Annotated in this window: 21 protein-coding genes and 1 pseudogene; 11 read left to right on the top strand and 11 right to left on the bottom strand. The window is 72.9% G+C overall.

Annotated elements, in window-relative coordinates; all coding sequences use genetic code 11:
* The first annotated feature begins 11 nt into the window (after positions 1-11).
* Genes A3IC_RS0114700 through hcaB form a run of 4 tightly spaced genes read left to right on the top strand, consistent with a single transcriptional unit; the run spans position 12 to position 3,123 of the window.
* On the top strand, positions 12-1,346 hold the full coding sequence (locus tag A3IC_RS0114700) for an aromatic ring-hydroxylating dioxygenase subunit alpha (RefSeq protein ID WP_020550804.1): 1,335 nt from the start codon (positions 12-14) through the stop codon (positions 1,344-1,346).
* Positions 1,343-1,891 carry an aromatic-ring-hydroxylating dioxygenase subunit beta gene (locus A3IC_RS0114695; protein ID WP_020550803.1) on the top strand — a complete coding sequence of 183 codons (549 nt, stop codon included), beginning with the start codon at positions 1,343-1,345 and terminating at the stop codon, positions 1,889-1,891. Before A3IC_RS0114700 ends, A3IC_RS0114695 begins: the two co-directional genes overlap by 4 nt.
* Positions 1,892-1,904: 13 nt before the next feature.
* A complete protein-coding gene (locus tag A3IC_RS54500) occupies positions 1,905-2,324 on the top strand; it encodes a bifunctional 3-phenylpropionate/cinnamic acid dioxygenase ferredoxin subunit (protein ID WP_020550802.1) in 420 nt (139 codons plus the stop codon).
* Positions 2,311-3,123: a 3-(cis-5,6-dihydroxycyclohexa-1,3-dien-1-yl)propanoate dehydrogenase gene (hcaB, locus tag A3IC_RS0114685; RefSeq protein ID WP_020550801.1), complete on the top strand. Its 813-nt coding sequence runs from the start codon at positions 2,311-2,313 to the stop codon at positions 3,121-3,123. Before A3IC_RS54500 ends, hcaB begins: the two co-directional genes overlap by 14 nt.
* 304 nt (positions 3,124-3,427) lie before the next feature.
* On the opposite strand, the gene dmpG is transcribed toward hcaB, so the two are convergent.
* The 5 genes from dmpG to A3IC_RS0114660 form a co-directional block, all read right to left on the bottom strand.
* A complete protein-coding gene (dmpG, locus tag A3IC_RS0114680; RefSeq protein WP_020550800.1) occupies positions 3,428-4,453 on the bottom strand; it encodes a 4-hydroxy-2-oxovalerate aldolase in 1,026 nt (341 codons plus the stop codon).
* Positions 4,450-5,337 carry an acetaldehyde dehydrogenase (acetylating) gene (locus tag A3IC_RS0114675; RefSeq protein WP_245599304.1) on the bottom strand — a complete coding sequence of 296 codons (888 nt, stop codon included), beginning with the start codon at positions 5,335-5,337 and terminating at the stop codon, positions 4,450-4,452. Before A3IC_RS0114675 ends, dmpG begins: the two co-directional genes overlap by 4 nt.
* A 112-nt stretch (positions 5,338-5,449) precedes the next feature.
* The gene (locus A3IC_RS0114670) at positions 5,450-6,250 is read right to left on the bottom strand and encodes a 2-keto-4-pentenoate hydratase (RefSeq protein WP_020550798.1); all 801 of its coding nucleotides are present in this window, start codon (positions 6,248-6,250) and stop codon (positions 5,450-5,452) included.
* Positions 6,247-7,629, bottom strand: coding sequence for an NAD(P)/FAD-dependent oxidoreductase (locus tag A3IC_RS54495; protein ID WP_020550797.1), 1,383 nt, complete (start codon positions 7,627-7,629; stop codon positions 6,247-6,249). Before A3IC_RS54495 ends, A3IC_RS0114670 begins: the two co-directional genes overlap by 4 nt.
* Before the next feature lie 145 nt (positions 7,630-7,774).
* Positions 7,775-9,451, bottom strand: coding sequence for an FAD-binding dehydrogenase (locus tag A3IC_RS0114660; protein ID WP_026218266.1), 1,677 nt, complete (start codon positions 9,449-9,451; stop codon positions 7,775-7,777).
* A 215-nt stretch (positions 9,452-9,666) separates the two neighbouring features.
* Here A3IC_RS0114660 and A3IC_RS0114655 point away from each other — a divergent pair, with 215 nt between their 5' ends.
* Positions 9,667-11,817: an outer membrane protein assembly factor BamB family protein gene (locus tag A3IC_RS0114655; RefSeq protein WP_026218265.1), complete on the top strand. Its 2,151-nt coding sequence runs from the start codon at positions 9,667-9,669 to the stop codon at positions 11,815-11,817.
* A 64-nt stretch (positions 11,818-11,881) separates the two neighbouring features.
* Here A3IC_RS0114655 and A3IC_RS0114650 read toward each other — a convergent pair whose 3' ends face one another.
* Positions 11,882-13,129, bottom strand: a complete 1,248-nt coding sequence (locus tag A3IC_RS0114650; protein WP_020550795.1) for a sensor histidine kinase — start codon at positions 13,127-13,129, stop codon at positions 11,882-11,884.
* 470 nt (positions 13,130-13,599) lie between these two features.
* Here A3IC_RS0114650 and A3IC_RS54490 point away from each other — a divergent pair, with 470 nt between their 5' ends.
* From A3IC_RS54490 to A3IC_RS0114630, 3 genes are all read left to right on the top strand, one after another.
* A complete protein-coding gene (locus A3IC_RS54490; RefSeq protein WP_020550793.1) occupies positions 13,600-14,985 on the top strand; it encodes an aminotransferase class I/II-fold pyridoxal phosphate-dependent enzyme in 1,386 nt (461 codons plus the stop codon).
* A 237-nt stretch (positions 14,986-15,222) separates the two neighbouring features.
* A complete protein-coding gene (locus tag A3IC_RS0114635; protein ID WP_020550792.1) occupies positions 15,223-15,873 on the top strand; it encodes a hypothetical protein in 651 nt (216 codons plus the stop codon).
* Between the two features lie 104 nt (positions 15,874-15,977).
* Entirely contained in the window at positions 15,978-16,727 is a 750-nt protein-coding gene (locus A3IC_RS0114630; RefSeq protein ID WP_020550791.1) for a GNAT family N-acetyltransferase, read from the top strand.
* A 51-nt stretch (positions 16,728-16,778) separates the two neighbouring features.
* Here the strand turns inward: A3IC_RS0114630 and A3IC_RS0114625 are convergent, their stop codons facing one another.
* Entirely contained in the window at positions 16,779-17,723 is a 945-nt protein-coding gene (locus A3IC_RS0114625; protein ID WP_020550790.1) for a helix-turn-helix transcriptional regulator, read from the bottom strand.
* A 310-nt stretch (positions 17,724-18,033) separates the two neighbouring features.
* Between A3IC_RS0114625 and A3IC_RS67435 the strand changes: the two are divergent.
* The 3 genes and pseudogenes from A3IC_RS67435 to A3IC_RS54485 form a co-directional block, all read left to right on the top strand.
* Positions 18,034-18,159 (top strand): annotated as a pseudogene (locus A3IC_RS67435) (branched-chain amino acid aminotransferase); the annotation flags it as partial.
* Positions 18,160-18,290: 131 nt separating this feature from the next.
* Positions 18,291-19,355, top strand: a complete 1,065-nt coding sequence (locus A3IC_RS0114620) for an oxidoreductase (protein WP_020550789.1) — start codon at positions 18,291-18,293, stop codon at positions 19,353-19,355.
* A gap of 105 nt (positions 19,356-19,460) precedes the next feature.
* Positions 19,461-20,105: a transglycosylase SLT domain-containing protein gene (locus A3IC_RS54485; RefSeq protein WP_040876635.1), complete on the top strand. Its 645-nt coding sequence runs from the start codon at positions 19,461-19,463 to the stop codon at positions 20,103-20,105.
* A 357-nt stretch (positions 20,106-20,462) separates the two neighbouring features.
* Here the strand turns inward: A3IC_RS54485 and A3IC_RS54480 are convergent, their stop codons facing one another.
* The 4 genes from A3IC_RS54480 to A3IC_RS0114595 are packed head-to-tail and all read right to left on the bottom strand — an operon-like array spanning position 20,463 to position 24,601.
* A complete protein-coding gene (locus A3IC_RS54480) occupies positions 20,463-21,986 on the bottom strand; it encodes an FAD/NAD(P)-dependent oxidoreductase (protein WP_020550787.1) in 1,524 nt (507 codons plus the stop codon).
* Complete coding sequence (locus A3IC_RS72530) at positions 21,986-22,504, bottom strand: (2Fe-2S)-binding protein (protein WP_079026443.1); 519 nt, start codon at positions 22,502-22,504, stop codon at positions 21,986-21,988. The genes A3IC_RS54480 and A3IC_RS72530 overlap by 1 nt, the downstream gene beginning before the upstream one ends.
* On the bottom strand, positions 22,497-23,681 hold the full coding sequence (locus tag A3IC_RS0114600; RefSeq protein ID WP_020550785.1) for an NAD(P)/FAD-dependent oxidoreductase: 1,185 nt from the start codon (positions 23,679-23,681) through the stop codon (positions 22,497-22,499). Before A3IC_RS0114600 ends, A3IC_RS72530 begins: the two co-directional genes overlap by 8 nt.
* The gene (locus tag A3IC_RS0114595) at positions 23,681-24,601 is read right to left on the bottom strand and encodes a dihydrodipicolinate synthase family protein (protein WP_020550784.1); all 921 of its coding nucleotides are present in this window, start codon (positions 24,599-24,601) and stop codon (positions 23,681-23,683) included. The genes A3IC_RS0114600 and A3IC_RS0114595 overlap by 1 nt, the downstream gene beginning before the upstream one ends.
* Positions 24,602-24,669 lie beyond the last annotated feature (68 nt).

The following is a 24,669-nucleotide window of genomic DNA, read 5'->3' as shown; positions in this document are numbered from 1 at the left end:
AAGGGCCTGTCATGTTCGACGTCACCGAGCTGGTCCAGCCCGACCAAGGGCTGATCAACCCCAGCATCTACACCGACCCCGAGGTCTACCAGGGCGAGCTGGAACGGGTCTTCGCCCGCAGCTGGCTCTTCCTCGCGCACGACACCCAACTCGCCAAGCCGGGCAGCTTCGTGCAGACCTACATGGCCGAGGACCCGGTCCTGGTGGTCCGCCAACGGGACGGGTCGGTCAAGGCGTTCCTCAACCAGTGTCGGCATCGAGGCATGCGCATCTGCCGCGCCGACGAGGGCGTCGCCCGCGCGTTCACCTGTACCTATCACGGCTGGGGCTACAACCTGGCGGGCGAACTGGTCAACGTGCCGATGCAGGACCGCGCGTACCACGACGAGATCGACAAGTCCAAGTGGGGTCCGACGCAGGTGCCGCGGCTGCACAACCACAAGGGCTTCATCTTCGGCACCTGGGACGAGAGCGCGCCCGCCTTCGAGGACTATCTCGGCGACATGATCTGGTACTTCGACGCCCTCGCCGACCGCTACGACGAGGGCCTGACCCTGGTACCCGGCGCCACCAAATGGGTCATCGACTGCAACTGGAAGTTCGCCGCGGAGCAGTTCGCAAGCGATATGTACCATGTGCCGTCCTCGCACGCCTCCGCACTGGTGGCGCTGATCGAAGACCCGGCGGTGCTCGCCGAGTTCCAGGAACAAAGTGCCGCCGCGCCCGGCCGGCAGTACGCCGGCAACGGCCACGGCTCGGGCTTCGGCCTGCGCCCCGACCTGGTACCCACCCAGGCCGGACCCGACTTCGACGCGTGGGTCGTGGCCAACCGCGAACAGATCTACCGCCGGATCGGCGAGCACCGCGCGCTGGCCGTCAACGGACACAACACCGTCTTCCCCAACTTCTCCTGGCTGACCATCAACAACACCATGCGGGTCTGGCATCCGCGCGGGCCCGGCCAGATCGAGGTGTGGTCGTGGACCTACCTGCCCAAGGACGCCGACGAGCGGGCCAAGCAGGCGGTCCGCACCAGCACCATCCGCACGTTCAGCGCGGCCGGCGTCTTCGAGACCGACGACGGCGAGAACTGGACCGAGATCCAGCAGGTGCTGCGCGGCCACCAGGCGCGCAAGACCACGTTCAACGCGCGGATGGGCCTGGGCCACGAACGGCACGGCACCGACGGCATGCCGGGCCGGGTCACCGACGACATGTACACCGAGATGGCGGCCCGCGGCATGTACCGGCGCTGGGCGGACCTGATGTCCGGGCTGAGCTGGCCGGAGATCACCGAGCGGGACAAGAGCCGGCAGCAGCGGGAACAGGAGGCGCACCTCGCATGAGCAAACTCGCCGCCACACCACACACGCGCACCGGAGTCGACGTCGAAACCCGGTACGAGATCGAACGGTTCCTCTACCTGGAGGCCGAACTCCTCGACGATCAGCGGTTCGACGAATGGCTGGAGCTGTTCGACGACGATGTGCACTACTGGTTGCCGACCCGGATGACCCGGACCGTCCGCGAACGCGACCTGGAGGTCGCCGGGCGGGACGGGGCGGCCTTCTTCGACGACGACAAGGCGTTCCTGGCCGGCCGGGTGCGCCGGTTGGCCTCCGGCCGTTCGTGGTCGGAGGAACCCCCCTCCAGGACCCGCCGGTTGATCACCAACATTCGGCCGGTACGGCTGGACTCCGGCGAGTTCGAGGTCCGGGTCAACTTCCACGTGCTGCGCAGTCGGGCCGAACGCCACCACGACACCTTCTTCGGCGAACGCACCGACCTGCTGCGCCGGGTCCCGCAGGAGCCGGGATTCCACATCGCCCGACGCAGAATCGTGCTGGACACCACCACGCTCTTGGCGCCGAGCATCAGCATCTTCCTATGAGCGGGATCTTCCTATGAGCGAGTACACACGAAAGCCGTGGATCCGAGTCGGTCGGATCGACGAGATCCCCGAGGATCAGGCCCTGCGGCTGGACACCACACCACCGGTGTCGGTGTTCCGGTCCGACGGAGAGTTCTTCTGCGTCGACGACACCTGCACCCACGAGGACTTCTCCCTCGCGGACGGCTGGGTCGAGGACGGTGCGGTGGAATGCCCGCTGCACCTGGCCAAGTTCTGCCTGCGCACCGGCGCGGCGCTCGCCACACCCGCGTGTCGGCCGCTGGCCACGCACGAGGTGCGGGTCGACGGGGCGGATGTGTATGTGCGTATCGAACGGGGCGGCGACGATCGGGTCGACGGGCACTGCCCGGGCGCGATCGGTTCGAACGCGGGCCGTCGGGACGCGGAAGGGGCCGGCCATGGGATGGCTTGAGGGCTCGTCGATCCTGGTCACCGGCGGCGGATCCGGCGTCGGCCGGGCCGTCGTGGAGCGCTTCGTCGCCGAGGGCGCGCGGGTGGTCGTGCTCGACCGGTCCGCCGAGCGGCTGGACGAACTCACCACCGCGTTGGGCGATGCGATCCGTACCGTCGTCGGCGACGTGACCCGCTACGAGGCCCACGAGCGCGCGTGCGCGTGCGCCGAGGAGGCGTTCGGCGGCCTGGACACCCTCGTCGGCAACGCCGGACTGTGGGACTTCGCCCGCTCGTTGACCGACACGCCCGCCGACGTCCTGGCCGCCGGCTTCGACGAGTTGTTCGCGGTCAACGTCAAGGGCTACCTGCTGGGCGCGAAGGCCGCGGTACCGCTGCTGCGCAGGTCGCGCGGCAGCATCGTGTTCACCCTGTCCAACGCCTCGTTCTACCCCGGTCCCGGGGGCGGACCGGTGTACACCGCGGCCAAGCACGCGGGCCTGGGCCTGGTGCGCCAACTCGCCTACGAACTGGCCCCGGACATCCGGGTGAACGCGGTTGCCCCGGGCCCGATGGCCACCGGCCTCAGCGGACCGAAGGCGATGGGGCTGGCGGACACCACGATCGCCCGGGAGGTGCCCATCGACCGCATCGTGACCGAGCAGTCCGCGCTCGGCGTCGCGGTGCGCGCCGAGGACGGCGTCGGACCGTACGTGCTGCTCGCGGCGAGGGAGTCGGCGACCACGACGGGAGCGGTGATCGACATCAGCACCACCGGCATCCCGCGCCGGCACACGTCCCCCGGAGCGCAGGCCGGGTGACCCACCACGGGTGAAGCCCGACAACGTCGACCAGCGTGCCGAATCGGCACGCTGGTCGACGCGTTGTGCATGGATTGTTCGGAGGTCGGCTCGCGACACCCGCCGGGTCCGTTTCCCGGGTGGACCCGTGCCTCGTGAGCACGCGGGTCGTCCGCGAACAAACGCCGGCCGTCGGCGGCCCTGCCGCACGCAGCTTCCGACCGAGGGGACGCTCGGTCATACGCGAAGGCCGCCCCGCTCGCGACGAATCGTCGCGGGCGGAGCGGCCTTCGCGTCGGTCCGGATGTTGCGACCAGGGCCGCCGCTATGCCGTCGTGGCCGAGCGGGCGTCGACCAGGTCGAGGGCGACGTCGACGATCAGGTCCTCCTGGCCGCCGACCAGGCCGCGCCGGCCCACCTCGATCAGCACGTCCCGGGTATCCAGGCCGTAGCGGGCGGCGGCGCGTTCGGTATGGTGCAGGAAGGAGGAGTACACGCCCGCGTAGCCCAGGGTGAGGGTCTCCCGGTCCACCCGGACCGGTCGTTCCCGAAGCGGGCGCACCAGATCGTCGGCCGCGTCCATCAGCGCGAACAGGTCGCAACCGTGCGACCAGCCGTGCAGGTCGGCGACCGCGGCGAACGCCTCGATCGGGCAGTTGCCCGCACCCGCGCCCTGCCCGGCGAGCGAGGCATCCACCCGGGTGACCCCGGCCTCGACGGCGACGACCGAATTGGCCACCGCGAGAGCCAGGTTGTGGTGGGCGTGGATGCCGATGGCGGTCGTGTCGCGCAACACGTCGCGGTAGGCGTGGACCCGGTCCCGGACGCCGTCCATGGTGAGCCGCCCGCCGGAGTCCACCACATACACGCAGTGCGCTCCGTAGGACTCCATCAGCTTGGCCTGACCGGCCAGTCGATCCGGCTCGGCCATGTGCGACATCATCAGGAACCCCGAGACGTCCATGCCCAGTTCGCGGGCCAGCGCGATGTGCTGGGCGGCGATGTCGGCCTCGGTGCAGTGGGTGGCCACGCGTACCGAGCGGATGCCCAGCGCATGCGCGCGACGCAGGTCGTCGGCGGTGCCGATGCCGGGCAGGATGAGCGTGGCGGGCGTGGCCGAGCCGAGTTCGGCGACGGCCGCGGCGATCCACTCGTCGTCCGAGTGGGCGCCGAACCCGTAGGTGAAGCTGGATCCGGCCAGGCCGTCGCCGTGTGCGATCTCCACCGAGTCGACGCCGGCGGCGTCCAGCGCGCGGGCGACGGCACGCACGGTCTCCAGCCGATAGCGGTGACCGACGGCATGCATGCCGTCCCGGAGGGTGACGTCCTGGATGTACAGACGGGGGGTCATGCGGCAGGCCCTTCGAAGGCGAGGGCGCCGACTCGTTCGGCGACCCGGAGCGCGGCGGAGGTCATGATGTCGAGGTTTCCGGCGTAGGCGGGCAAGTAGTGCCCGGCGCCTTCGACTTCGAGTAGGGCGGTGATCTTCCAGCGGGCCCGGTCCGCCTCGTCGGGCCGCAGCCGGGCGCGCAGGTCCGCGTCCACCGGGTCGATCTGTACGGGGTGCCGCAACCGATAGCCGGGCACGTACGCGGCCACGTCGGCGACCATCGCGTTCACCGACTCGGCGATCTCGGCCGGATCGCCGTCACCGGTCAGGCAGATCACCGTGTCCCGCATGATCAGCGGCGGCTCGGCCGGGTTGAGCACGATGATCGCCTTGCCGCGTCGGGCGCCGCCGACCCGCTCGATGGCCCGGGAGGTGGTCTCGGTGAACTCGTCGATGTTGGCGCGGGTGCCGGGGCCGGCCGAGCGGGACGAGATCGAGGCGACGATCTCGCCGTAGATCACCGGGGCCCGGCGGGCGACTGCGGCGACGATCGGCACGGTGGCCTGGCCACCGCAGGTCACCATGTTCACGTTGGGCGACGCGAGATGGGCGTCCAGGTTCACCGCCGGGACCACGAACGGCCCGATCGCGGCGGGCGTCAGGTCGATCACCCGCTTGCCGTGCGCGCGCAGGAGCGCGTCGTGGCGGTGGTGGGCGCGGGCGGAGGTGGCGTCGAAGACCACGGCGATCTCGTCGAAGTCGGGCAGCGCGAGCAGCCCGTCGACGCCGTCCGACGTGGTGGGCACGCCCAGCCGGCGGGCTCGGGCGAGGCCGTCCGAGTCGGGGTCGATGCCGACCAGGGCGCCCATGGTCAGGACAGAGGAGGTGCGCAGCACCTTGATCATCAGGTCGGTGCCGATGTTGCCCGAGCCGATGATCGCGACCTTCGCCGGCGCGGCTCGGCGGCCTTCGACGGACGTCGTCGATGTCGTTGCCGTGCTGGAATCGATCACGGTGTCACTTCCCGGTCCGGATGCCGACCGACCCGAGGCCGGTGATGTGCGCGGTGAGGTGGTCGTCGGCGCCCAGGGTGGCCATCGGGCCCAGCGCGCCGGTGAGCACGATGTCGCCCGCACGCAGCGGGGTGTCCAGTGCGCCGAGGGTGTCCGCCAACCAGACGGCGGCGGTGAGCGGGTGGCCCAGGCAGTCGCTGCCGGTGCCCCAGGAGACCGCGTCGCCGGCGCGGGTCAGCGTCATCACGCAACTGCCCAGGTCCACCGCGGCGGGCGAGACCGGGACGGTGCCCAGTACGAACGCCCCGGACGAGCCGTTGTCGGCGATCGTGTCCACCAGTGCGATGTCCCAGTCGGCGATGCGACTGTCCACGATCTCCAGCGCGGGCAGCACGAACGCGGTGGCCCGCAGGATGTCGACGATCGTATGCCGGCCCAGGTCCAGATCGCGGTCCAGGACCAGCGCGACCTCGGCCTCGGCGCGCGGCCGGATCAGGCCGGCGAGCGGCAGTTCGGCGCCGTCGGCGTACGCCATGTCGGCGAAGAGGGTGCCGAAGTCGGGTCGGTCGACCCCGAGTTGGCGCTGTACGGCGGCGGAGGTCAGACCGATCTTGTAGCCGACCGGGCGGCGGCCTTCGGCGATCCAGCGCGCGACGTTGTGGCGTTGTACGGCGTAACCGGTGGCGGCCGGGTCGGCGTCCGGCAGTTCGGTGCGGATCGGCGGAATGGCCGCGCCGCTGCGGTCGGCCTCGTACAGGCGGTCCGCGACGCGGGCGATCCGCGGGTCGGTGGGGTGCTCGGTCACGGTGCCTCCTTGCCGCTCGCGAGGCTCGTGCCGCTCGTGCCGCCCGCGTGCGGTGATCGGGTCTGCGGGCGGGAGCGGAGCCGGGCCACCGATGGGCCGGGCGGGGCGGAAGTCCTGGCCAGGGCCCGCAGGTCGGTCGTGGGGGAGGCCAGCGTGGCGGCGTCCACCGGTACACGACGCTCGATGAGCGTGCGTGCCGCGCGCAGTTCGCGGGGACGGTCCAGGCCGGCGGCGGCGACCAGGACGCCCTCTCGGGTCCAGAAGCCGAGGAAGCCGCCGTCCTCCGGTTCGTCCGCCTCGGCCGGGTCCACCGAATCCACCGCGGACGTGGCCTCGGCGCGTGGCACGAACTCGTCGCCGGGGGCCGGGCGTCCGTACATCTGCAGGGTCCGGCCGTACTGTTCGGAGTAGAAGTAGGGCAGCGCGGTGTGGCTTTCCAGGACGCCCGCGAGCACGGCCCCGGCGACCGCGCCCTGCTGCATGGCGTTGTCCCAGTGCTCGATCCGGCCCCGGGTGGGCAGGTGCGGATGCGGCTGGTTCGTGGCGTCGCCGGCGGCGAGAATCCACGGCACGCTGGTGTGGCAGTGCCGATCGACGACGATGCCGTCGTCGCAGAGCACGCCGGCGGCCTCGGCGAGCGCGGTGTCGGGTCGCACCCCGACGCCGACCACCACGGTCGCGGCGGGCAGCACCCGCCCGTCGGTGAGGCGGACCCCGGTGACGTGGGTCGTGCCGGTGAACGCGGCCACCGACACCCCGGTGCGCAGCCGCACCCCGGCCCGCTCGTGCAGCGCCGTCACCCGCGACGCCAACACCGGACCGAGGGGGCCCTCCAACGGCCGGGCGCCCGTTTCGACCACGGTGACGTCCAGGCCGGCCTCGCGCGCGACCGCCGCGACCTCCAGGCCGATGAAGCCGCCGCCCACCACGACCACCGGCCCGCCCGCGCGCAGGCGGGCGGCCAGCGCCCGGGCATCGCGGACGTCGCGCAGGGTCAGCACGCCGGCCAGTTCGGCGCCCGGCACCGGCAGGGTGCGCGGGAGCACACCGGTGGCCAGCAGGACACGATCGGCGTACAGCGTCTGTCCGTCGTCCAGTTCGACGGCCCGGCGCCGGGGGTCCACGGCCAGCGCGCGGGTGGCCGGCAGCAGGGTGATGCGGTGCTCGGCGTACGCCTGCCGGGGCAGGATCGCATGCAGGAAGGCGTGCTCGCCGCCGGCCAACGCCTTCGACAACGGTGGTCGTTCGTACGGGAGTTCGTGACCCGCCTCGACGACGGTGACGCGCCCGGCGAAGCCGTGCCGGCGCAGCGCGAGAGCGGCGGAGATGCCGGCCGCGCTCCCTCCGACGATGACATGGTGATGCGTCTCGTCGCCCATGTGTGCCTCCGGTCTCCCCGTCCCCCACGGGACGGAAGGCCGCAAGGCTACGAACGGACCGGCGCGCGCGGGGCCGAGCGTTCCGGCGATCGGGACACGCCGGGCGGGCTCCCGCGACCGCCGGCCCTACGCGACCGGACCGGTCCTACCCGCCGGTCGCGCGGGCCGCGGCGCGTCCGGCGAGTCGACCGCCGAACAGGCAGCCGCCCAGGAAGGTGCCCTCCAGGGCGTTGTAGCCGTGCACGCCGCCCCCGCCGAAGCCGGCCACCTCGCCGGCCGCGTACAGGCCGTCGATGGGCCGTCCGTCGAGTCCGAGGGCGCGCGCGTCGAGGTCGGTCTGGATGCCGCCGAGCGTCTTGCGAGTGAGGATGTGCAGCTTGACGCCGATCAACGGGCCGGCCGCCGGGTCCAGGACGCGGTGTGGGGCGGCGGCCCGACCGAGCCGATCGCCCAGGTAGCGGCGGGCGTTGTGGATGCCCTGGATCTGCGCGTCCTTGCCGTACGGGTTGGCGATCTGTAGGTCGCGGGCCTCGATCTGACGGCGGATCAGCGCCGGGTCCAGGAGCGGCTCGGGGGTCGAGCGGTTCATGCCGGCGACGAGTTCGTCCAGGGTGTCGGCGACGACGAAGTCCGCGCCGTGCCGTTTGAAAGCCTCCACGGGAGCCGGTGCGCCCTTGCCGATCAGGCGGGCGCGCAGGAAGCCGACCCGGTCCTTGGCGGTGATGTCGGGGTTTTGTTCGGAACCGGAGAGGGCGAACTCCTTCTCGATGATCCGCTGGGTGAGGATGAACCAGGAGTGGTCGTGGTCCGCGAGATCCTCGGTGGTACGCAGGTGCCGAAGCGTGGCCAGGGTGTCGTAGCCGGGCAGGCACGGCTCGGGCAGCCGGCGCCCGAGCGCGTCGAACCACATCGAGGACGGGCCGGGCAGGATCCGGATGCCGTGGCCGGGCCAGATCGGGTCCCAGTTGCGCAGGCCCTCGGTGTAGTGCCACATCCGGTCGCGGTTGACCACCCGGACCCCGGCCGCGGCGCCGATGTCGAGCATGCGCCCGTCCACGTACGCGGGTACGCCGGTGACCATGCTCGCGGGTGCGCTGCCCATCCGGGCGGGCCAGTGGCGGCGGATCAGGTCGTGGTCGGCGCCGATCCCGCCGGTGGTCAGGACGAGCGCCTGCGCGGTGAGTTCGAAGTCGCGGACCTCGTCCCGGTTGCTCGGCGCGCCCCTGCGGGCGGAATCGGGGGCCAGGACCCGGCCGCGGATCCCGCGGGCGGCGCCGTCCTCGACGACCAACTCGTCCACCCGGTGCCGATGGTGGAAGGTGAGCAACCCGTCGGCGACGGCTCGGCGGGCCGACCGGACGAAGGGCTCCAGCACGCCCGGGCCGGTGCCCCACGCGACGTGGAAGCGGGGTACCGAGTTGCCGTGCCCGTCGGCGCGCAGATTGCCGCGTTCGGCCCAGCCGACCGTGGGCAGGAAACGCATGCCGTGGCCGGCCAGCCACGAGCGCTTCTCGCCGGCGGCGAACTCGACGTAGGCGCGGGCCCAGCGCACCGCCCAGGAGTCCTCGTCGTCGAGTCGGTCGAACCCGGCACTGCCGCGCCAGTCGCTCCAGGCCAGTTCGAAGGAGTCCCGCACGCCCAACCGGCGTTGCTCGGGCGAGTCGACCAGGAAGAGTCCGCCGAACGACCAGAACGCCTGCCCGCCCAGGTTCGCCGGGCCCTCCTGGTCGACCAGCGCGACTTTCCGGCCCCGCGCGGTGAGTTCGTGGGTGGCCACCAGACCGGCGAGCCCGGCCCCGACGACGATCACGTCAGCGTCCACTGTGCGTTCTCCCTGGGTCGGGTACGGGCGAGCGGGTCACCCGGCGCGCTCGCGCACGCGCCGAGATCCCAGGAGGGTACCGGCGCGCGGCACACACCGGCGGCACCGCACCGGTGACCTGCGCGCGTTCGTCGCCGGCGGATCGCCGTAGGATGCGGCCCGAACCCCGTATCCCGGTCGGTGGATCGGGAACCGGACGGGGGGAATCCAGGAAGATGACGGTTCGGATCCTGGCCGAGCGCTACCAACTGACGACACTGCTCGGCCGCGGCGGCATGGGCGAGGTGTGGGCCGCCCGCGACCTGACGATCGACCGGCGAGTCGCGGTCAAGCTGCTGCGCACCGGTGCCGACGACGGCGACACCGCACTGTTCCTGCGCGAGGCGCGCACCGCCGGCGGTGTCGACCACCCGGGTATCGTCACCGTTCACGACGTGGGGCGGGACGCCGCCGACGGCACGCTCTACCTCGTGATGGAGCACGTCGAAGGCCGGGACCTGGCCCGGGTGTTGCGCGAGGACGGCCCGCCGCCCGTCCCGATCGCCGCCGACCGGGTGGCGCAGGCCGCCGTCGCGCTGCACGCGGCGCACCGGGCCGGCATCGTGCATCGCGACGTCAAGCCCGCCAACCTGATGCTCACCCCCGAAGGCACGATCAAGGTCCTCGACTTCGGCATCGCCCGCTACGCCGCCGCGACCCGGGAGTCGACCCGATTGATCGGCACGCTCGGCTACATGCCGCCCGAGCGGGTGCGCGGCACCTCCGGCGACGCCCGCGGCGACCTGTACTCGCTCGGCTGGGTGCTGCACGAACTCCTCACCGGAGATAAGCCGTTCGGTACGAGCGAGCCGGTGGCGCTGATGTACGCGCACCTGCGCACGGCGCCCGATCCGCCGAGTCGGCTGCGCTCGGACGTCCCGGCGGCGCTCGATGCCGTGGTGCTGCGCATGCTGGCCAAGAAACCGGCCGACCGACCGCGCGATGCCGCCGAAGTGGCGCGCCTGCTCCGGCCGTTCGCCGAGGGCACGGACACGGTGGTGCTCGACCGCGGCACTCGGCCGCAGATCGGTCGCCGGGGGGTGCTCGTCGGCGGACTCGGCGTCGTGGGCGCCGGGGTGTGGCTGTCCCTCTACAACCGCGGCGCCGGGACCGGTACCGGACGAGGGGGGCCGGCCCGCCCGGGCAAGTCCGCCACACCGTCCGCCGATGCCTCGGCCAAACCGCTCGCCGGCGCGTCCACCGGCGCGCCCCGCCCGATCGGATGGCGGTTCGCCGCGCGGGAGGCGATCAACACCGCGCCCACGATCGTCGCGGACACCGCGTACATCACGAGTGACGACCACCACGTGTACGCCATCGACACCGCCACCGGCACGCAGCGCTGGTCCTTCGAGGCGGACGGCCTGCTGGAGCGGCCGCTGGTGGCCGGCGGGGTCGTGCACGTGATCGGCCACCTCGACAAGCTGTACACGCTCGACGCGGCGACCGGCGTCAAACGCTGGGAGCACCCGACCGGCGAGGTGCTCGGCACCCCGATCGCCACCGGTGGTGTGGTCTACGTCGGCGGTCGCGACAACGGGCTGGTCTACGCGTTCGACGCCGGCACCGGCAGCAAGCGCTGGGAGTTCGCGACGAACAACGTGGTGAACGACCCGCTCGCGACCTGGAAGGGCGTCGTGGTCGCGGCGGGCTGGGACGGTCGGCTGTACGGCCTCGATGCGCAGAACGGCGCCAAGATCTGGACCTTCGATCCGGCCGGCGAGGGCCCGTGGGATCCCGTGGTCGCGGACGGGCGGGTGTTCTGCACCGGCCGCACCGCCTCGGGAAAGCCCCAGTTGTACGCGATCCACCACCTGACCGGCGTGCCGGAGTGGGCCTCGGACACGACCGGAATCCCGTGGGCCCAAGTGGCGTTCGCGGACTACACCGCCTATCACGCGGGTGTCGACGCGGACGTGCCCGAGGTGCTGCGCGCCTTCGACACGTCCACCGGAAAGATGTCCTGGGAGTATGCGCTCGGGAGTAAAACCGTGACCGGCCTGGCGCCGCACAACCGGATGCTTTATGTCGGTTCGGCGGAAGGCACGATCATCGCGCTCGATGCCCGCACGGGCGTCGAGCGCTGGAGCAGCACCCCGGGCGGCCCGGTGCGCGCGCCCCTGGCGGTGTCCGACGGCCTCGTTCACGCCGGCAGCGAGGACCGCAATCTGTACGCGCTGGACGCCGGCACGGGCGAGGTCCGGTGGACCCGGAGCACGACCGGCGCGATCAAGACCGCGCCGGTCGTGGCCGACCGGATGGTGTACGCGGCGACGGCGGACGGCGCGTTGTACGCGGTGGACGCGAAGACGGGCGAAGGGCCGTGAGCCCGAGGTCCTTCCCGCCCGCGCGGGCGGGACGGACCGGACGGGGCCGGGACGAGTCGGCGGGTCAGCCGGTCCAGGCGGGTTCGCTCGGCGGCAGGGGCACGTCGGCGACGACCCGGAAACCGCCTTCCGGACGGTGTCCGGCCTCCAGGGTGCCGCCGTGCAGGGTCACCCGCTCACGCATGCCCATCAGGCCGTAGCCGCTGCCCGTGATGCCGCTCGGCGGCGCCGAGCCGCCCGCGCCGTCGTCGAGCACCTCCAGCACGACCCGATCGGGCAGATGCCGAACCCGTACGGACGCCCGGGCGGCCCCCGAGTGCTTGCGCGTGTTGGTGAGTGCCTCCTGCACGATCCGGTACAGGGTCAGTCCGGTCGCGGCCGACAACGACCGCCGTTCGCCGATCTCCTCGTACTCGATCGGCAGGCCGGCCGCACGCGACTCGGTGATCAGCCGATGGATCTCGGGCATCCCCGGTTGCGGCTCCGACGGTGCTTCCTCGGGGCCGTCGGTGCTGCGCAGCACGCCGAGCAACTGGCGCATCTCGCCGAGCGCGGTGCGCCCGGACGCCTCCAGCGTGAACAGCGCCTCCCGGGCCGTTTCGGGATCGCGTTCCAGGGTTGCCCGAGCGCCTCCCGACATCAGGTACATCGTGGTGATGTGGTGCGCCACGATGTCGTGCAGCTCGCGGGCGATCCGCCGGCGCTCCTCGGTCACCGCCCGGTCCGCGCGCAACTGCCGATTGATGGCCAGTTGCTGCTGCCACTTGGCGGTGCCGACGCCGACCGTGATCACCAGGGCGGCGCCGCCGAAGCCGGAAGCACACGCCTGCGCGACGGGCTCGCCGGCGCCGGGTAGCGCCCGCAGCAGCTGAACCGCCACCGCCAGGCACCCGGCGAAGCCGATGTCGAGAGGACCGCGATACCGGGAAACCGTGTACAGCGCGACCATCAGTGCGCAGCCGAAGCTGCGCGTGGCCGCGTCGGTGCACAGGACGAAGACCGCCTGGAGCAGCACGACGGCGATCAGCACCTGCATCGGATACCGGCGACGCGCGATCAGCACCGCCCCGCCCGCGGTCGCCAGCCCGAACCCGATCACCCGCGTGGTCACGCCCGCGGAGTCGAACTCGGTGGTCGTGACGAAGGCGAGTGAATCCATGACGGCGGAGGCGATCACGAGCAGCAGCTCGTTGCGGTACGCACGATGGTCGGTGATCGCGCGCCGCAGCCGTGCGTATGCCCCCGCCCTCGGGCTCAGGGTGATGACCTCGCCGGGAACCGCCGAGGCCGCCGGAAGATGGTCGGACCCCATTCTCGGGTCTCCTTAGCTGATTGTCGGTGGTCGACGGACGCGAAGCCGGTCGGCCGGGTCTGCCGCGAGTTCGGGACGAGCCCTTCTCGCGGGAATGGAGTCGCCCTCCATTCCATCGGTTCCGGCGACCGCGGTAGACCACCACAGTGACGATCTCGACCCCGGACTCCGGTCCTGCCCCACCGCGGTTTCGGGACCGAGGTACCGGTTCGGCCTCGTCCCGGCTCGGGTGATACGCGCTCGCGGGTGCCCCGGGGACGAGGGCGGCGGCCATCCGGGTCTCGGGTGTGCATGATCGAGATTCGGTCGGGAAGTCTGATGGTCCGGTTTCGTCCCGACGGCGCGGCCGCCCGCGTCCCGCTCGACCCGATCCCGCACGAGGCGTCCTCGCCGCGCGGATACCGGGTCCGGGTCGAGGGTGTCGAGTTGCCGGGCCATCCGTCAACCGCCGCATCATCCGAAGGGACACCATGGACACCCGTCGCCGGCTGACCGAGGCATTCGACACGTGGTCCGCGTGGGCCGACGCGCGGGCCGCCGACGGGGACCGCTTCGAACCGCACCTGGCGGACCTGGCCGCGCGGCTGCGCGGTGGGCGGCCGTCCCCGCCCCGGGCCGGTGCCGGGCACCCGGTCGAGCCACCGTACCGGGCCGCGCTCGTCGGTCGGTTCGCCGCCACGCTGGTCGAGCTCGAGGGGCGGGTGTGCGACGGCGATCCGGGCACGGCCGCGTTGGCGGACGAGGTCGTCGCCGAGCTGGCGGCGATGTTCGGGCTGCCGGCGGCGTACGGTCGGCTCACCTCGGGCGGCGCCATGGCCAACCTGGAGGCCCTCCGGGTGGCTCGCGAGGCCCACCCCGAACGGGGCATCGCGCACAGCGCCGACGGCTACGCCGCGCACGAACGCGGGTGCGACGTGTTGCGGGTGCCGGCGCACTGCGTCCGCACCGACGCCGCCGGCCGGATCGACCTCGACGCCCTCGCGACGCTATTGGCCAAGGAACGCGTCGGTACGGTCGTGGTCGGCGCCGGCACCGACACGCTCGGCGCGGTCGATCCGATCGCCGACATCCTGGCGCTGTGCCGGAACCACGATGTGCGCGTACACGTGGATGCCACCCACGGCGGGTTCTTCACCCTGCTGGCCGGCGCGGTCGAACTGCGCGGCACCCCCGCCGCCCGGCACCTTCGCGCGATCGCCGGCTGCGACTCGGTGGCCGTGGACCCGCACCGCCGGGGCCTGCACCCGCACGCGTGCGGCGCGCTGTTGACGCGCGGCACCAACGGTTCGGAGGAGGCAGGCCCGGGGCAGGGAAGGCGCCCGGGCGAAACCGGCCTCGACCAGGCCCCGCCCGGAGCCACCGCGGCGGCTCTGTGGCTGACCCTGCGGGCCCTGCCGCTGACCCCCGACGGCCTGGGCGAGCTGCTCGCCGACCGGCTCCGAAGCACCCGCCGCTGGCGCGACCTGATCGACGGCGAACCGGAGCTGATGCTGTATCAGGAACCCGAATTGGACATCCTGACCTACCTGCCCCTCACCGGCGAACCCCGCCCGCGCCTGTCGTCCGTGGCGACCGCCAGCCGGCACATCGTGAAGGCCGACCCGCCGGATGCCGAACCCCCCGTGCACCTGAGCACACTGCGGGTGCGCGTCCTGGACTTCCTGATCCGACACCCGCGCGCGGTCGCCGACCGCAACGACACCCACATCCTGCGCAGCACCCTGCTCGGCCCGGAGTGCGTCGCCCACGTGCGCCCGGCACACGAGCGGCTCACCGCCCTGGCCGCCGCCGCGCCGCGCCGGGTGCACACCGCCGAACCGGACGCCCGATCGGCATCGGTCGAATCGGTGATGTGATCTCCGTCCCGCACGGCACGGCGAACGGGCCCGGGTCCTCCGCGCGTGCGGCTCAAGTTCACTGGTTCACTGGTTCACTGGTTCCCTGCGGTTCCCTGCGGTTCCCCGCGATTTCCGTTGAACTCGACGCGATCGCACGGTCCCGTCAGGGCATGCCGGCGAAGGTTCGGCCGCAACCGCGCTGCGCGCGGCGACATTTCGGTCGAGGCCGTAGCGTCGAGGGTCCAGCATGGGCCCATGACGATGCGAACCGCCGCCGTGCTGACCAATCCCGCGTACACGGTCCCCTCCGTGCCCGATGCGCCGCCCGGGGGTGTCGCCTGGCTGCGGGCGTCGGTCGCGCGGTTCAGCGAAGGTGGCCCGCACGAGCGCAGACGTGCACTGGCAATGGCCGAGTTGGCCCGGATCGATCCACGGACGCTGCTGGAGCGCGCGTCGACCGGCGCCGCGGGGCCGGTCGAGGTGCTCGCCGAGGCGCTCGACCTGCCCGCCGACGTCGCGGCCGACGTCGCGGTGGTGGCCCGGTCCTACCAACCGCACACCCCGATCACCGAGGCGGCCGACCGGGCTGTGCGGCGACTGGTCCGGGCCTGCGGTGGCGTCGCCGACGAGGCCACCGCTAGCCGCATCGGCCTGCTCGTCCAGGCATGCGACTCGACCAAAACCCTGGTCGCGAATCTGGCGGCCGGGCGCACCGACGCACCCGTACCGCTCACCCGTCGGATCGCACCCGACGGCGCCCTGGTGGAAGTCGACCTGTCCGAGGCGCCGTTCGGCCTCGGCGCGCACGCCTGCCCCGGACAGGCGCACGCGCTCGCCCTGGCGAGCGGACTGCTCCGCTCGGCCGTCGGCGGGTGCCCGGTCGACCCCGGCCACACGCGTTCGTGAGGAGAGCCGGAAACGGTCGGATCCGTCCGGCCGGGGCCGGTAAGAGGGCGGGGGAGCCGGCGAATTCGGTCGCTCGGGGTCGTGGGGTCGGGCACGATACGGGCATGGACGGCGATCTCTTGCTCGGCCGGGCTCGGGAGTTGTGGGTCGAGGCCGCGGGGGCCGCGGTGGCATTCCCGGCACCGGGTGAGGTGGACGTGGTGGTTTCGCCCGGCTCGCAGTTGTGCCCGCCCGGGTGGGCGGGGGTCGTACTGCTCGGCGGTGCCGGTATCGCCACCGCGCCCGACGCGCGGGAGGCCGAGTTGTTGGCGGGCGCCGTCCGGAAGTCGGCCCCGGCGGGGGAGCCTGTCGCCGCGGACCGGTTGCTCGAGGCGTTGGCCGTCGTCGACGTGCTGGGGCCGGCCTCTCTCCTCTACCTGGACCGCGCGGCCTTCCTGCCGCACGAGGGTGCTGCCGTTGTGGAGGAAGTGGCGTGCGACGGTGCCGAGATGGCCGTCCTCCTGGACCGGGTCGGCGCGGCGGACGCGGACGAGAGCGGCTTGTCGGACGTCACGTCGCCGGTCTTCGTCGTCCGTGCCGGTGCGGGTGTGGTCGCGGCGGCCGGCTATCAGGTTTGGCCGCGGTCCGTGGCTCAGCACGGTGTGCTGGTGGCGCCGGGGAGTCGCGGCCGGGGTTTGGCGCGGACCGTCGCGTCGGCGGCGGTGGCCCACGCCCTGGACGCCGGCCTGCTTCCGCAATGGCGAGCACGACCGGAGCCGTCCAAGCGGGTGGCGCTCGCCCTGGGTTTCCGGGAGGCGGGCTTCCAGGTGAGCATTCGGCTCGGTGAAGGGAAGCCGGCCGCCGGTATCCCGTAGTCGGTCACCACAATCGAGCCGCCGGGTGACCCCGGTTCGTCGCGCCCGCAATCAGGCGCGCCGGGCGCCGGACTCCGTCGTGGTCGCGTCCGCGCCCCAACTGGCCGGCAGGCGCAGGTTTTCCGCCGTGGTCGAGCCCGGCTCGGCGTGGTACATGGTCAGCGACTGTTCGGAATCGTCGGGTAGGCGCAGTGATTCGAAGGACAGGCTCAGGTCGCCGACCAGGGGGTGGTGCAGGCGAATTGTGCCGTGGTGCTGCTCCCTGACGTCGTGTCTGGCCCACAGACAGCGGAACTCCTCGCTCTTGACCGAGAGTTCACCCACCAGAGTGGACAGTTGCGGATCGTCCGGATGGCAGCCCGCGTCCAGCCGCAGGGCGCCGACGATGTCGGCCGCCTTGGCCTCCCAGTCCACGAACAGCCGGCGCTGATCCGGGCGCAGGAACACCAGCCGGGCCCAGTTGCGTTCCCGGGGCGGCAGTCGGTCCCAGTCGCCGAACAGCGCCGCCGCCATCGGGTTCCAGGCCAGGATGTCCGAGCGCTGCCCGGTCACGTACGCCGGCACGCCCGCCAAGGAGGACAGCAAACCCCGGAGCGCGCCGCGTACTTGCTGCTGTCGCGGGGGAGTGGTGCGCCTGCGGCGCTGGCACCTGACCAGGTGGTCGAGGTACTCGGCCTCGGCGTCGGTCAGTCGCAGCGCGCGTGCGATGGCGTCGAGTACCTCCTCCGACACGTTGTGACCCCGGCCCTGTTCGAGCCGGGTGAGGTAGGCGACCGACACGCCGGCCATCTGGGCCAACTCCTCGCGGCGCAGCCCCGGCACGCGCCGGTGCCGCCCGGTCGCACCGGTCAGGCCGACGTCCTCCGGGCGCAGCCGGGCTCGTCGATTGCGCAGGAACTCGCTGATCTCGGCGCGTGGATCGATCGGCTCGCCGCCGAGGTCCCACGCCTGTGCCGTCTCGGTCGTGGTCTGCGCCGTCTGGGGCCGATCGTTCATACCGTCCATTGTCCGCAGTGGTGGGTCCACGAGGGCGGGCGAGCCTGACCCTGGCAGTGGTAGGACCACCGGTCGTAAGCCGAACAGGGCTCTGGGTGACCCGGCTGCGGTGCGGCACGCTCGTGGTCACCCCCTCCGGTCGAGTCGTCGGCGGGGGCGACCGATCACGACCCGGGAGATTGCCATGAGTAGGGATGCCGTCCAGGCCGCGCCGGTCGCCGCCGACGAGGCGTCGGCAGAGCTTGCCGAACACAGGGGACACGCGGGCTTTGTCGCGCTCCGCGACGGCCGGCCGGCGAGCGTCGAGGAGTTGGCGCCGCCCGCCTTCGCGGGTTATGCCCACTTCACCGCCATGCGGGTGCGCGCAGGTCGGGTTCGGGGCCTGGACCCGCACCTGGAGCGGCTGCGGATCGCCTCGGTGGAGATGTTCGGCCGGCCCGGTAGGCACGGTGCGGCAGTTCCACGAAGGCAGCCGCCTCGGGCAGCGGCACGTCGCCGATCCGGTGCACCGGCACGCCCGGGGTCCACGAGTTCGACACCACGGCGCGTCGCGCTGTGAGGACGACCGTGCGCTCCCCCCTGCTGGAGCCCTATCACGGGCCCGCCCTCCGGCTGCCGAACCGCGTGGCCATGGCGCCGATGACCCGTTCCCGCGCCGACGACGCCACCGGAGTTCCCACGGCGATCATGACCGAGTACTACACCCAACGTGCCGCCGCCGGCCTGATCGTCAGCGAAGGCATCTGGCCGCACCGCCTCGGCAAGGGCGGCCCCGGTGTCCCCGGCCTGACCGATCCCGCCCAGGTCGAGGGCCGGCGCCGGATCACCCGCGCCGTGCATGCCGCGGGCGGTCGGATCTTCGCCCAGCTGTGGCATGTGGGCCGGGTCTGCCACCCCGATCTCCTCGGCGGCGCGCAGCCCGTCGCGCCCTCCGCCGTAGCCGTCTCGCACGGCTCCATCCACACCGCCGCGGGTCCCAGGGACTACGTCCGGCCGCGCGCGATGTCGGCGGGCGAGGTCGTCGAGGCGGTCGAGGCGCATGCCGCGGCGGCGCGCAACGCCGTCGACGCCGGCTTCGACGGCGTCGAGGTCAACGGCGCCTACGGCTACCTCCTGGCCCAGTTCCTTTCCGACAGCGCCAACCTGCGCACCGACGTCCACGCCGACCGGGTCAGGTTCGCGGTGGAGGTGGTCGAGGCCGTCGCCGCCGCGATCGGGGCGGATCGGACCGCGCTGCGCATCTCGCCCGACAACCGGCTCCACGACATCGTCGAGTCCGACCCGGCCGGGCGCTACCACCGGTTGGTGGACGCGCTCGACGGCATGGGGTTGGCGTATCTGCATGTGGTGCAGTCCGGGGAGTATCCGGCGCCGGCCGATCTGCGTCCGCGCTGGCGGGGCACGCTCGTGGGCAGTTACGACGGCCCCGAGCCCGGCGGTCGGGAGCAGGCCGAGCGGGCGCTGCGCACCGGCCTCGCCGACGTCTACGCGTTCGGCCGGCTGTTCCTGGCCAACCCGGATCTGCCACAGCGGATCGCCGCCGGCGCCGCGCTGAACGCGCCGCGCGAGAGCGGGCTGTACGGGGGTGGCGCGGAGGGATACGTGGACTACCCGAGCCTGGCGGCCGGGTAGGCGGCCGGTGGACCGCGCCCGGTCCCGGATCGGGTCGTACCGGGGCCGCCGCGGCCCGGCGCGTAGGCTGGTCGATCGGGTGGGGTACGGACGGAGGGGCGCGGCGTGGGGAAGTCTCGCGGGTATCGGTGGTGGCCGGCGGCGGTGGTGCTCGTCGTGGCGAGCACCGGAGCGGTGGCGTGCGAGCCGCCGAAGACCGGTTCCGCCCGGGCGTCCGGCTCGGCGGGACCGGGCGTCGCGGACACGGCGGCGCCCAAGGGCGGCGGCGGGCAACCGGCCCGCTACGCGCCGCAGGTGGTCAAGCACGCGCGGGCGGCCGGCATCGATCCGCAGCTGCTGATGGCCATCCTGCACAACGAGTCGTACAAGCCGCACGACTCGGCGCTGGAGCGGGCCTGGCAGAAGCTTAAGCCGGATTCCGCCTTCGGGATCGCGAACATGCACAAGGCCGCCTTCGACGAGGCCAAACAGGGCCGGGACTTCGCCGATCGGGACTGGCGGGACCTGCCGGACGACCCGGACCTGGCGATCGAGGCCGCGGCCTGGCACCTGCACGACCTGGCCGCGCAACTGCCCGCGAAGTGGGCCGGTGCGCTGACGAAGAACGAACTCCTCGCACTGGGCTACAACACCGGCGCGGGCAACATGCGGGCCTTCGCACGCGGCGTGAAGCCGGGCTCACAGGCGAGTTCGTACCTCGACCGACTGCACGACAACTGGGCCAAGTCCGGCCGGGAGGTCAAGGGTTGACGCCGGCGTGCCCGGTGACGCCTGTCCGGTGAACCCCGCCACCGGCACCCCGCCACCGGCACCACCACCACCACCTCGGGCGGCGGGTCGGCCGAGGATCGGCTTGCCCAGGCCCCGGGATTCGCCGAAGGCGCCCTGGATCATTGATCCGCCGACCGTGCGAATCCCGCCGGCTCCGATGGGGGCCGGCGGGATCTCCGCGTTGTGCGCGAGTCGGGAGCCGGTCGGGAGCCGGTGTCGCCATCGTCGGGAAGGGTCCGCCGGGCGATCAAGGGCCACCCGGCGCGGACGGCGCCGATGTCAGGCCCGTCTCGGCCGGCACGACCGACGCGGCAACGGCCCACGAACACCGTTGCGTTACCGGGGCGTTTCGGTGTCGGCGGGTGCCGGGGGTGTATGGGTGGTGGCGTCGTGGGCGTCGGCGAGGGCAGCCAGTGGGAGGGGCTTGATCGGGGGGCGGGCGGTGAAGGGGCCGAGGGTTTCCCGGGGGATGCGGGTTTCCTGGTGCAGGAGTTCGACGAGGGCGGGAGCGCACATGCGGCCCTGGCAGGGGCCCATGCCCGCCCGGGTGAGCAGTTTGACCGCGTCGGCGGTGCCCAGGCCGGGGTTGTCCCGCAGCGTGTGGCGGATCTTCCGGTAGGTCACCTCTTCGCAGCGGCACAACAACGTGTCGTCCTCGGCGAGCGCGTTCAGCGCGGCGCGGTCGGGCGTACAGGTGTGTTCGAGCAGTCTGGCCATTCGTGTGGTGGCGGCCAATTCGCGTTCGACGGCCGGGAGTTCCCGGTCGTGGTCGGCGGTGTCGAGGATGCCGAGGCTGCGGCAGATGTCCAGCGCGGCGCGTTTGCCGGCGGCGACCGCGTGTTCGGCGCCGGCTATGCCGGTGAGTTCGCCGGCGGCCCAGATGTGCGGGAGGGTCGTGCGCATCGCGTGGTCGTGGACCAGGACCCAGCCGCCGGCGGAGCCGTTCCAGGTCGCCGCGCACCCGGCCTGGCGGGCCAGTTCGGTGGAGGGGACGAAGCCGTAGCCGGTGCCGACCGTGTCGCAGGCGATGGTGCGTTCGGTGCCGGGTACGGGACGCCAGTTCCGGTCGACCCGGGCCAGCACGGCGGCGTTGACGTGCTCGTCGCCCTCGGCGCGCAGGACCAGGGTGTGGGTGCGGATCGGTACGCCCGCCTGCCGCAGGGTGCGCACGGCGGCGAGGCCCTCGGCGACCTTGGCCCGGTTGCCGGGCAGCGCCGCGAGTGCGCGGGTGAGCTCGGTGGGGGCGGGCAGGCCCTGGGCGAAGGCGACTTCGGCGACGTCGGCGCCGGCGCGCACCAACTGCGCGGCGGCGATCAGCAGGAGTGGATGGGCGCCGGCCAGCACGATGCGTCGGCCGGCGAGGGTGCGGTGGCCCTTGAGCAGGGCCTGGATGCCGCCGACGGTGAAGAAGCCGGGGAGGGTCCAGCCGGGTACCGGCACCGGCAGGTCGTAGGCGCCGGCGGTGAGCAACAGGGCCCTGGGCAGCAGGATGTGCACCCCGTCGGGGCCATGCACCGCGACCCGGGGACCGTCGGGCACGAGCGTGCCGGGGGGCGCGGCGAAGCCGTCGGGTGTGGTGCTCGTGCCGAAGACGCCCCACGCGGTGGTGTCGTGCGCGAAGGTGATCCGCGGGTGCGCGGCGGCCCGGGCGAGCAGCGCGCGACCGGCGGCGTACGCGGGGCCGGCGAGCGGGTCGGGGCCGCCCGCGCCGGGATCGGGCCGACGCCAGATCTGCCCGCCGGGGCGGGCCTGTTCGTCGACGACCAGGACCTGCGCGCCGTGGTGGGCGGCGGTGACGGCGGCGGCGAGACCGGCGGGGCCGGCACCGACGATCAGCACCTGCGGTTCGGTGGCGGTCATCACACGTCCTCGCGGTCGGTGTCGCCACGCACGTCCGCCCGGACTTCGGGGTCGGTGTCGAGACGCAGGCCCGGGCCATCCTTGTGGCCGGTGTCCGAACGCCCGTCCGCCCGGATCCCGCGGTCGGCGTCGAGACGCACGTCCCTGCCGACCTCGGGACCCGCATCGACATGCACGTCCTCCCGGCCCTCGGCGCCGGCGTCGTCACGCGCCCTCGTATCGACTCCGCAGCCGGTGTCCACACGCACACCCGTGCCGACCCCGCCGCCCGTGTCGACGCGCATCCCCGCGCGGACCGGCTCCTGGCAGGCCCGTACCAGTGGGATGCCGTCGACGGTGACGGCGCAGTCGAAGCACACGCCCATCCCGCAATAGGGCGCGCGCGGGCGGCCGGCCCGGTCGTGCCGGGTGACGGGGTGGTCGGTGGCGATCAGGGCGGCGGCCAGCGAGCGGCCGCGCGGCACGGTGTGCGGGCGGCCGTCGAGGGTGATGGACACCTGCGCCGGGTGGTCAGACAAAGTTCAGTGCTCCGAACCGTGCGGGGGAGTAGTCGTCGAGGGGCAGCCCGGTGGTGCCGGTGAGGACCTGTTCGGCGAGCAGGCGACTGTAGGTGGGGCCCAGGGTGAAGCCGGACCCGCCGGTGGCCACGAAGAAGTCCGGCCGACGAGGGACGGGCCCGAGCAGGGGCAGTTGGTCGGGGGCCAGCGAGGTGGCGCCGGACCAGATGCGCAGCACCGGCAGGCGCTGTACGGCCGGCACCACGCGCGCGGCGTCGGCGCCGGCGAACACCGAGTCCAGCCGCAGTTCGGGGCGGGCGTCCAGGTCGAGGGCACCGGCGTGCTGGACGAATTTGGCGGCGCGGCCACCGCCGATCAGCACGTTGCCCTCCTCGGTCTGCTTGAGCGAGAGGCGGCGCCCGGCGTGCTGGACCAGGTGCGGGATCAGCGGCGGCGCGGCGGCGGTGACCGTCATGGTGAGCGCGACGGGCACCAGGGGCAGCCGGATGTCGGCCATGGCGGCCACCTCGCCGGTCCACACGCCGGCCGCGACCACGACCGCGCGCGCGGCCATGCGGCGCCCGCCGGCGGTCTCGGCAAGCCACTGTCGGCCGTCGTGGCGCAGCGCGGTCAGCCGTACGCCGGTGTCGATCCGGGCGCCGTGGCGGCGGGCGGCCCGGGCATAGGCGTGGGTGACCAGGCGCGGGTTGGCCTTGCCCTCGCCCGGGCACCACGCGGCGCCGATCACGCGGTCGGAGAGGTAGGGGGCGCGTTCGTGGGTGGCGCGGGCATCGAGCAGTTCGACGTGCAGTCCGTGGGTGTGTTCCAGGTGTGCCTTGTGCGCGAGCAGCGCCATGTCCTCGGGCGATTCGGCGAGCATCAGGCCGCCGGAGCGGCGCACGCCGCAGGATTCGCCGAGTTCGTCCTCCAGGCCGGCCCACGAGTGCATGGCGTCCAGGTGCAGCGGCAGCGCCTCGGCGGCGCGGGCGGCGACGGTGGGGCCGTGTTGGATCATCCGGTATTCGAGTTGGAAGTGCAGGCTGCCCGCGTTCTGCCCGGAGGCGTGCCGGTTGAGTTGGTCCTTCTCGATCAATTGGACCGAGGCGCCCGCGCGGGCGAGGTGGTAGGCCAGCGCGCAGCCGAGCAACCCGCCGCCGACGACCAGGACTTCGGTGGGTTTCGTCGGGTCGGGTGTCATCAGGCCAGCAGTCCGAGTTCGGCGACCGTGGCGCGGACCTGCTCGGCCTCGGCGACGGTCAGCGGCAGCAGGGGGCGGCGCGGGTGGCCGGCGGGCACGCCGCGCAGGGTGAGGGCGTGCTTGAGGATGGCCGGTGCGCTGCCGAAGCGCGGTCCGTAGTCGGCGGTGAACCAGGCCCGCATCAGCACCCGGTCGCGGGCGCCCACGGCCAGCGCGGCGGCCTCGTCCCCGGCGGCCAGGTGGTGGAAGAAGTCGGGGTGGTCGCGGCCCAGGACGGCGCCCGCGCCCATCAGCCCGTCGCCGCCGATGCCGCGCATCAGGGCGAGTCCGACCCGGTCGGTGGTGATGCCGAAGTAGCGCACCCGCTCGTGCAGCGCGATCAGGCCCTTGACGAAGGCGCCGAAGTCGCCGGTGGAGTTCTTGATCGCGACCACGTTGGGCAGGTCCGCCAGCGCGCTCAGGGTGTCGGTGTCCAGGTCCACGCCGGTGCCCCGGGGCCAGTTGTACACGCAGACGGGGATGTCGACGGCGGTGCAGACCTCGTGATAGAAGGCCACGATCTCGCGCGAGTTGGGCACCACGTACGGCGGCGGGGTGAGCAGGATGCCGTCCAGACCGGCGGCGCGCGCGGCGCGGGCGTGGCCGATGGCCGCGGAGGCGGTGTAGGCGTTGCAGCCGCCGAGCAGGGTGAAGCGGCCGCGGACCCGGCGGGCGGCGCGGGTGAACAGGGCGGCGCGTTCGGTGGCGGTGAGGGTGTACCACTCGCCGGTGGTGCCGGCGATGATCACGCCGTCGAGGCGTTCGGCGGCGAACCACTCCAACTGTTCGTCCCACGCGGCCAGATCGAGGTCGCCCTGGGAGGTGAAGGGGGTTGTCACGGCCGGTATGTAGCCGTGCCAGTCGACGGTGTTGCGGTCCATGCCCTCGGTCCTTTCGGGGCACAAACGCGGGATCCGGGTGACGTGGTCCCCGTGGGTGCCGCGGCCGG

The organism is Embleya scabrispora DSM 41855 (genome assembly GCF_000372745.1).
Taxonomy (GTDB): Bacteria; Actinomycetota; Actinomycetes; order Streptomycetales; family Streptomycetaceae; genus Embleya; species Embleya scabrispora.
Note: the sequence above shows the minus strand (reverse complement) of the source record. Positions and strands in the feature narration are given on the sequence as shown.

What these genes read in the sequence shown, in the direction of transcription:
- A3IC_RS0114700 (WP_020550804.1), top strand. Translation starts at nt 12, where the DNA reads ATGTTCGACGTCACCGAGCTGGTCCAGCCCGACCAAGGGCTGATCAAC.
- A3IC_RS0114695 (WP_020550803.1), top strand. Translation starts at nt 1,343, where the DNA reads ATGAGCAAACTCGCCGCCACACCACACACGCGCACCGGAGTCGACGTC.
- A3IC_RS54500 (WP_020550802.1), top strand. Translation starts at nt 1,905, where the DNA reads ATGAGCGAGTACACACGAAAGCCGTGGATCCGAGTCGGTCGGATCGAC.
- hcaB (WP_020550801.1), top strand. Translation starts at nt 2,311, where the DNA reads ATGGGATGGCTTGAGGGCTCGTCGATCCTGGTCACCGGCGGCGGATCC.
- dmpG (WP_020550800.1), bottom strand. Translation starts at nt 4,453, where the DNA reads ATGACCCCCCGTCTGTACATCCAGGACGTCACCCTCCGGGACGGCATG.
- A3IC_RS0114675 (WP_245599304.1), bottom strand. Translation starts at nt 5,337, where the DNA reads ATGATCAAGGTGCTGCGCACCTCCTCTGTCCTGACCATGGGCGCCCTG.
- A3IC_RS54495 (WP_020550797.1), bottom strand. Translation starts at nt 7,629, where the DNA reads ATGGGCGACGAGACGCATCACCATGTCATCGTCGGAGGGAGCGCGGCC.
- A3IC_RS0114655 (WP_026218265.1), top strand. Translation starts at nt 9,667, where the DNA reads ATGACGGTTCGGATCCTGGCCGAGCGCTACCAACTGACGACACTGCTC.
- A3IC_RS0114650 (WP_020550795.1), bottom strand. Translation starts at nt 13,129, where the DNA reads ATGGGGTCCGACCATCTTCCGGCGGCCTCGGCGGTTCCCGGCGAGGTC.
- A3IC_RS54490 (WP_020550793.1), top strand. Translation starts at nt 13,600, where the DNA reads ATGGACACCCGTCGCCGGCTGACCGAGGCATTCGACACGTGGTCCGCG.
- A3IC_RS0114635 (WP_020550792.1), top strand. Translation starts at nt 15,223, where the DNA reads ATGACGATGCGAACCGCCGCCGTGCTGACCAATCCCGCGTACACGGTC.
- A3IC_RS0114630 (WP_020550791.1), top strand. Translation starts at nt 15,978, where the DNA reads ATGGACGGCGATCTCTTGCTCGGCCGGGCTCGGGAGTTGTGGGTCGAG.
- A3IC_RS0114625 (WP_020550790.1), bottom strand. Translation starts at nt 17,723, where the DNA reads ATGAACGATCGGCCCCAGACGGCGCAGACCACGACCGAGACGGCACAG.
- A3IC_RS54480 (WP_020550787.1), bottom strand. Translation starts at nt 21,986, where the DNA reads ATGACCGCCACCGAACCGCAGGTGCTGATCGTCGGTGCCGGCCCCGCC.
- A3IC_RS0114600 (WP_020550785.1), bottom strand. Translation starts at nt 23,681, where the DNA reads ATGACACCCGACCCGACGAAACCCACCGAAGTCCTGGTCGTCGGCGGC.
- A3IC_RS0114595 (WP_020550784.1), bottom strand. Translation starts at nt 24,601, where the DNA reads ATGGACCGCAACACCGTCGACTGGCACGGCTACATACCGGCCGTGACA.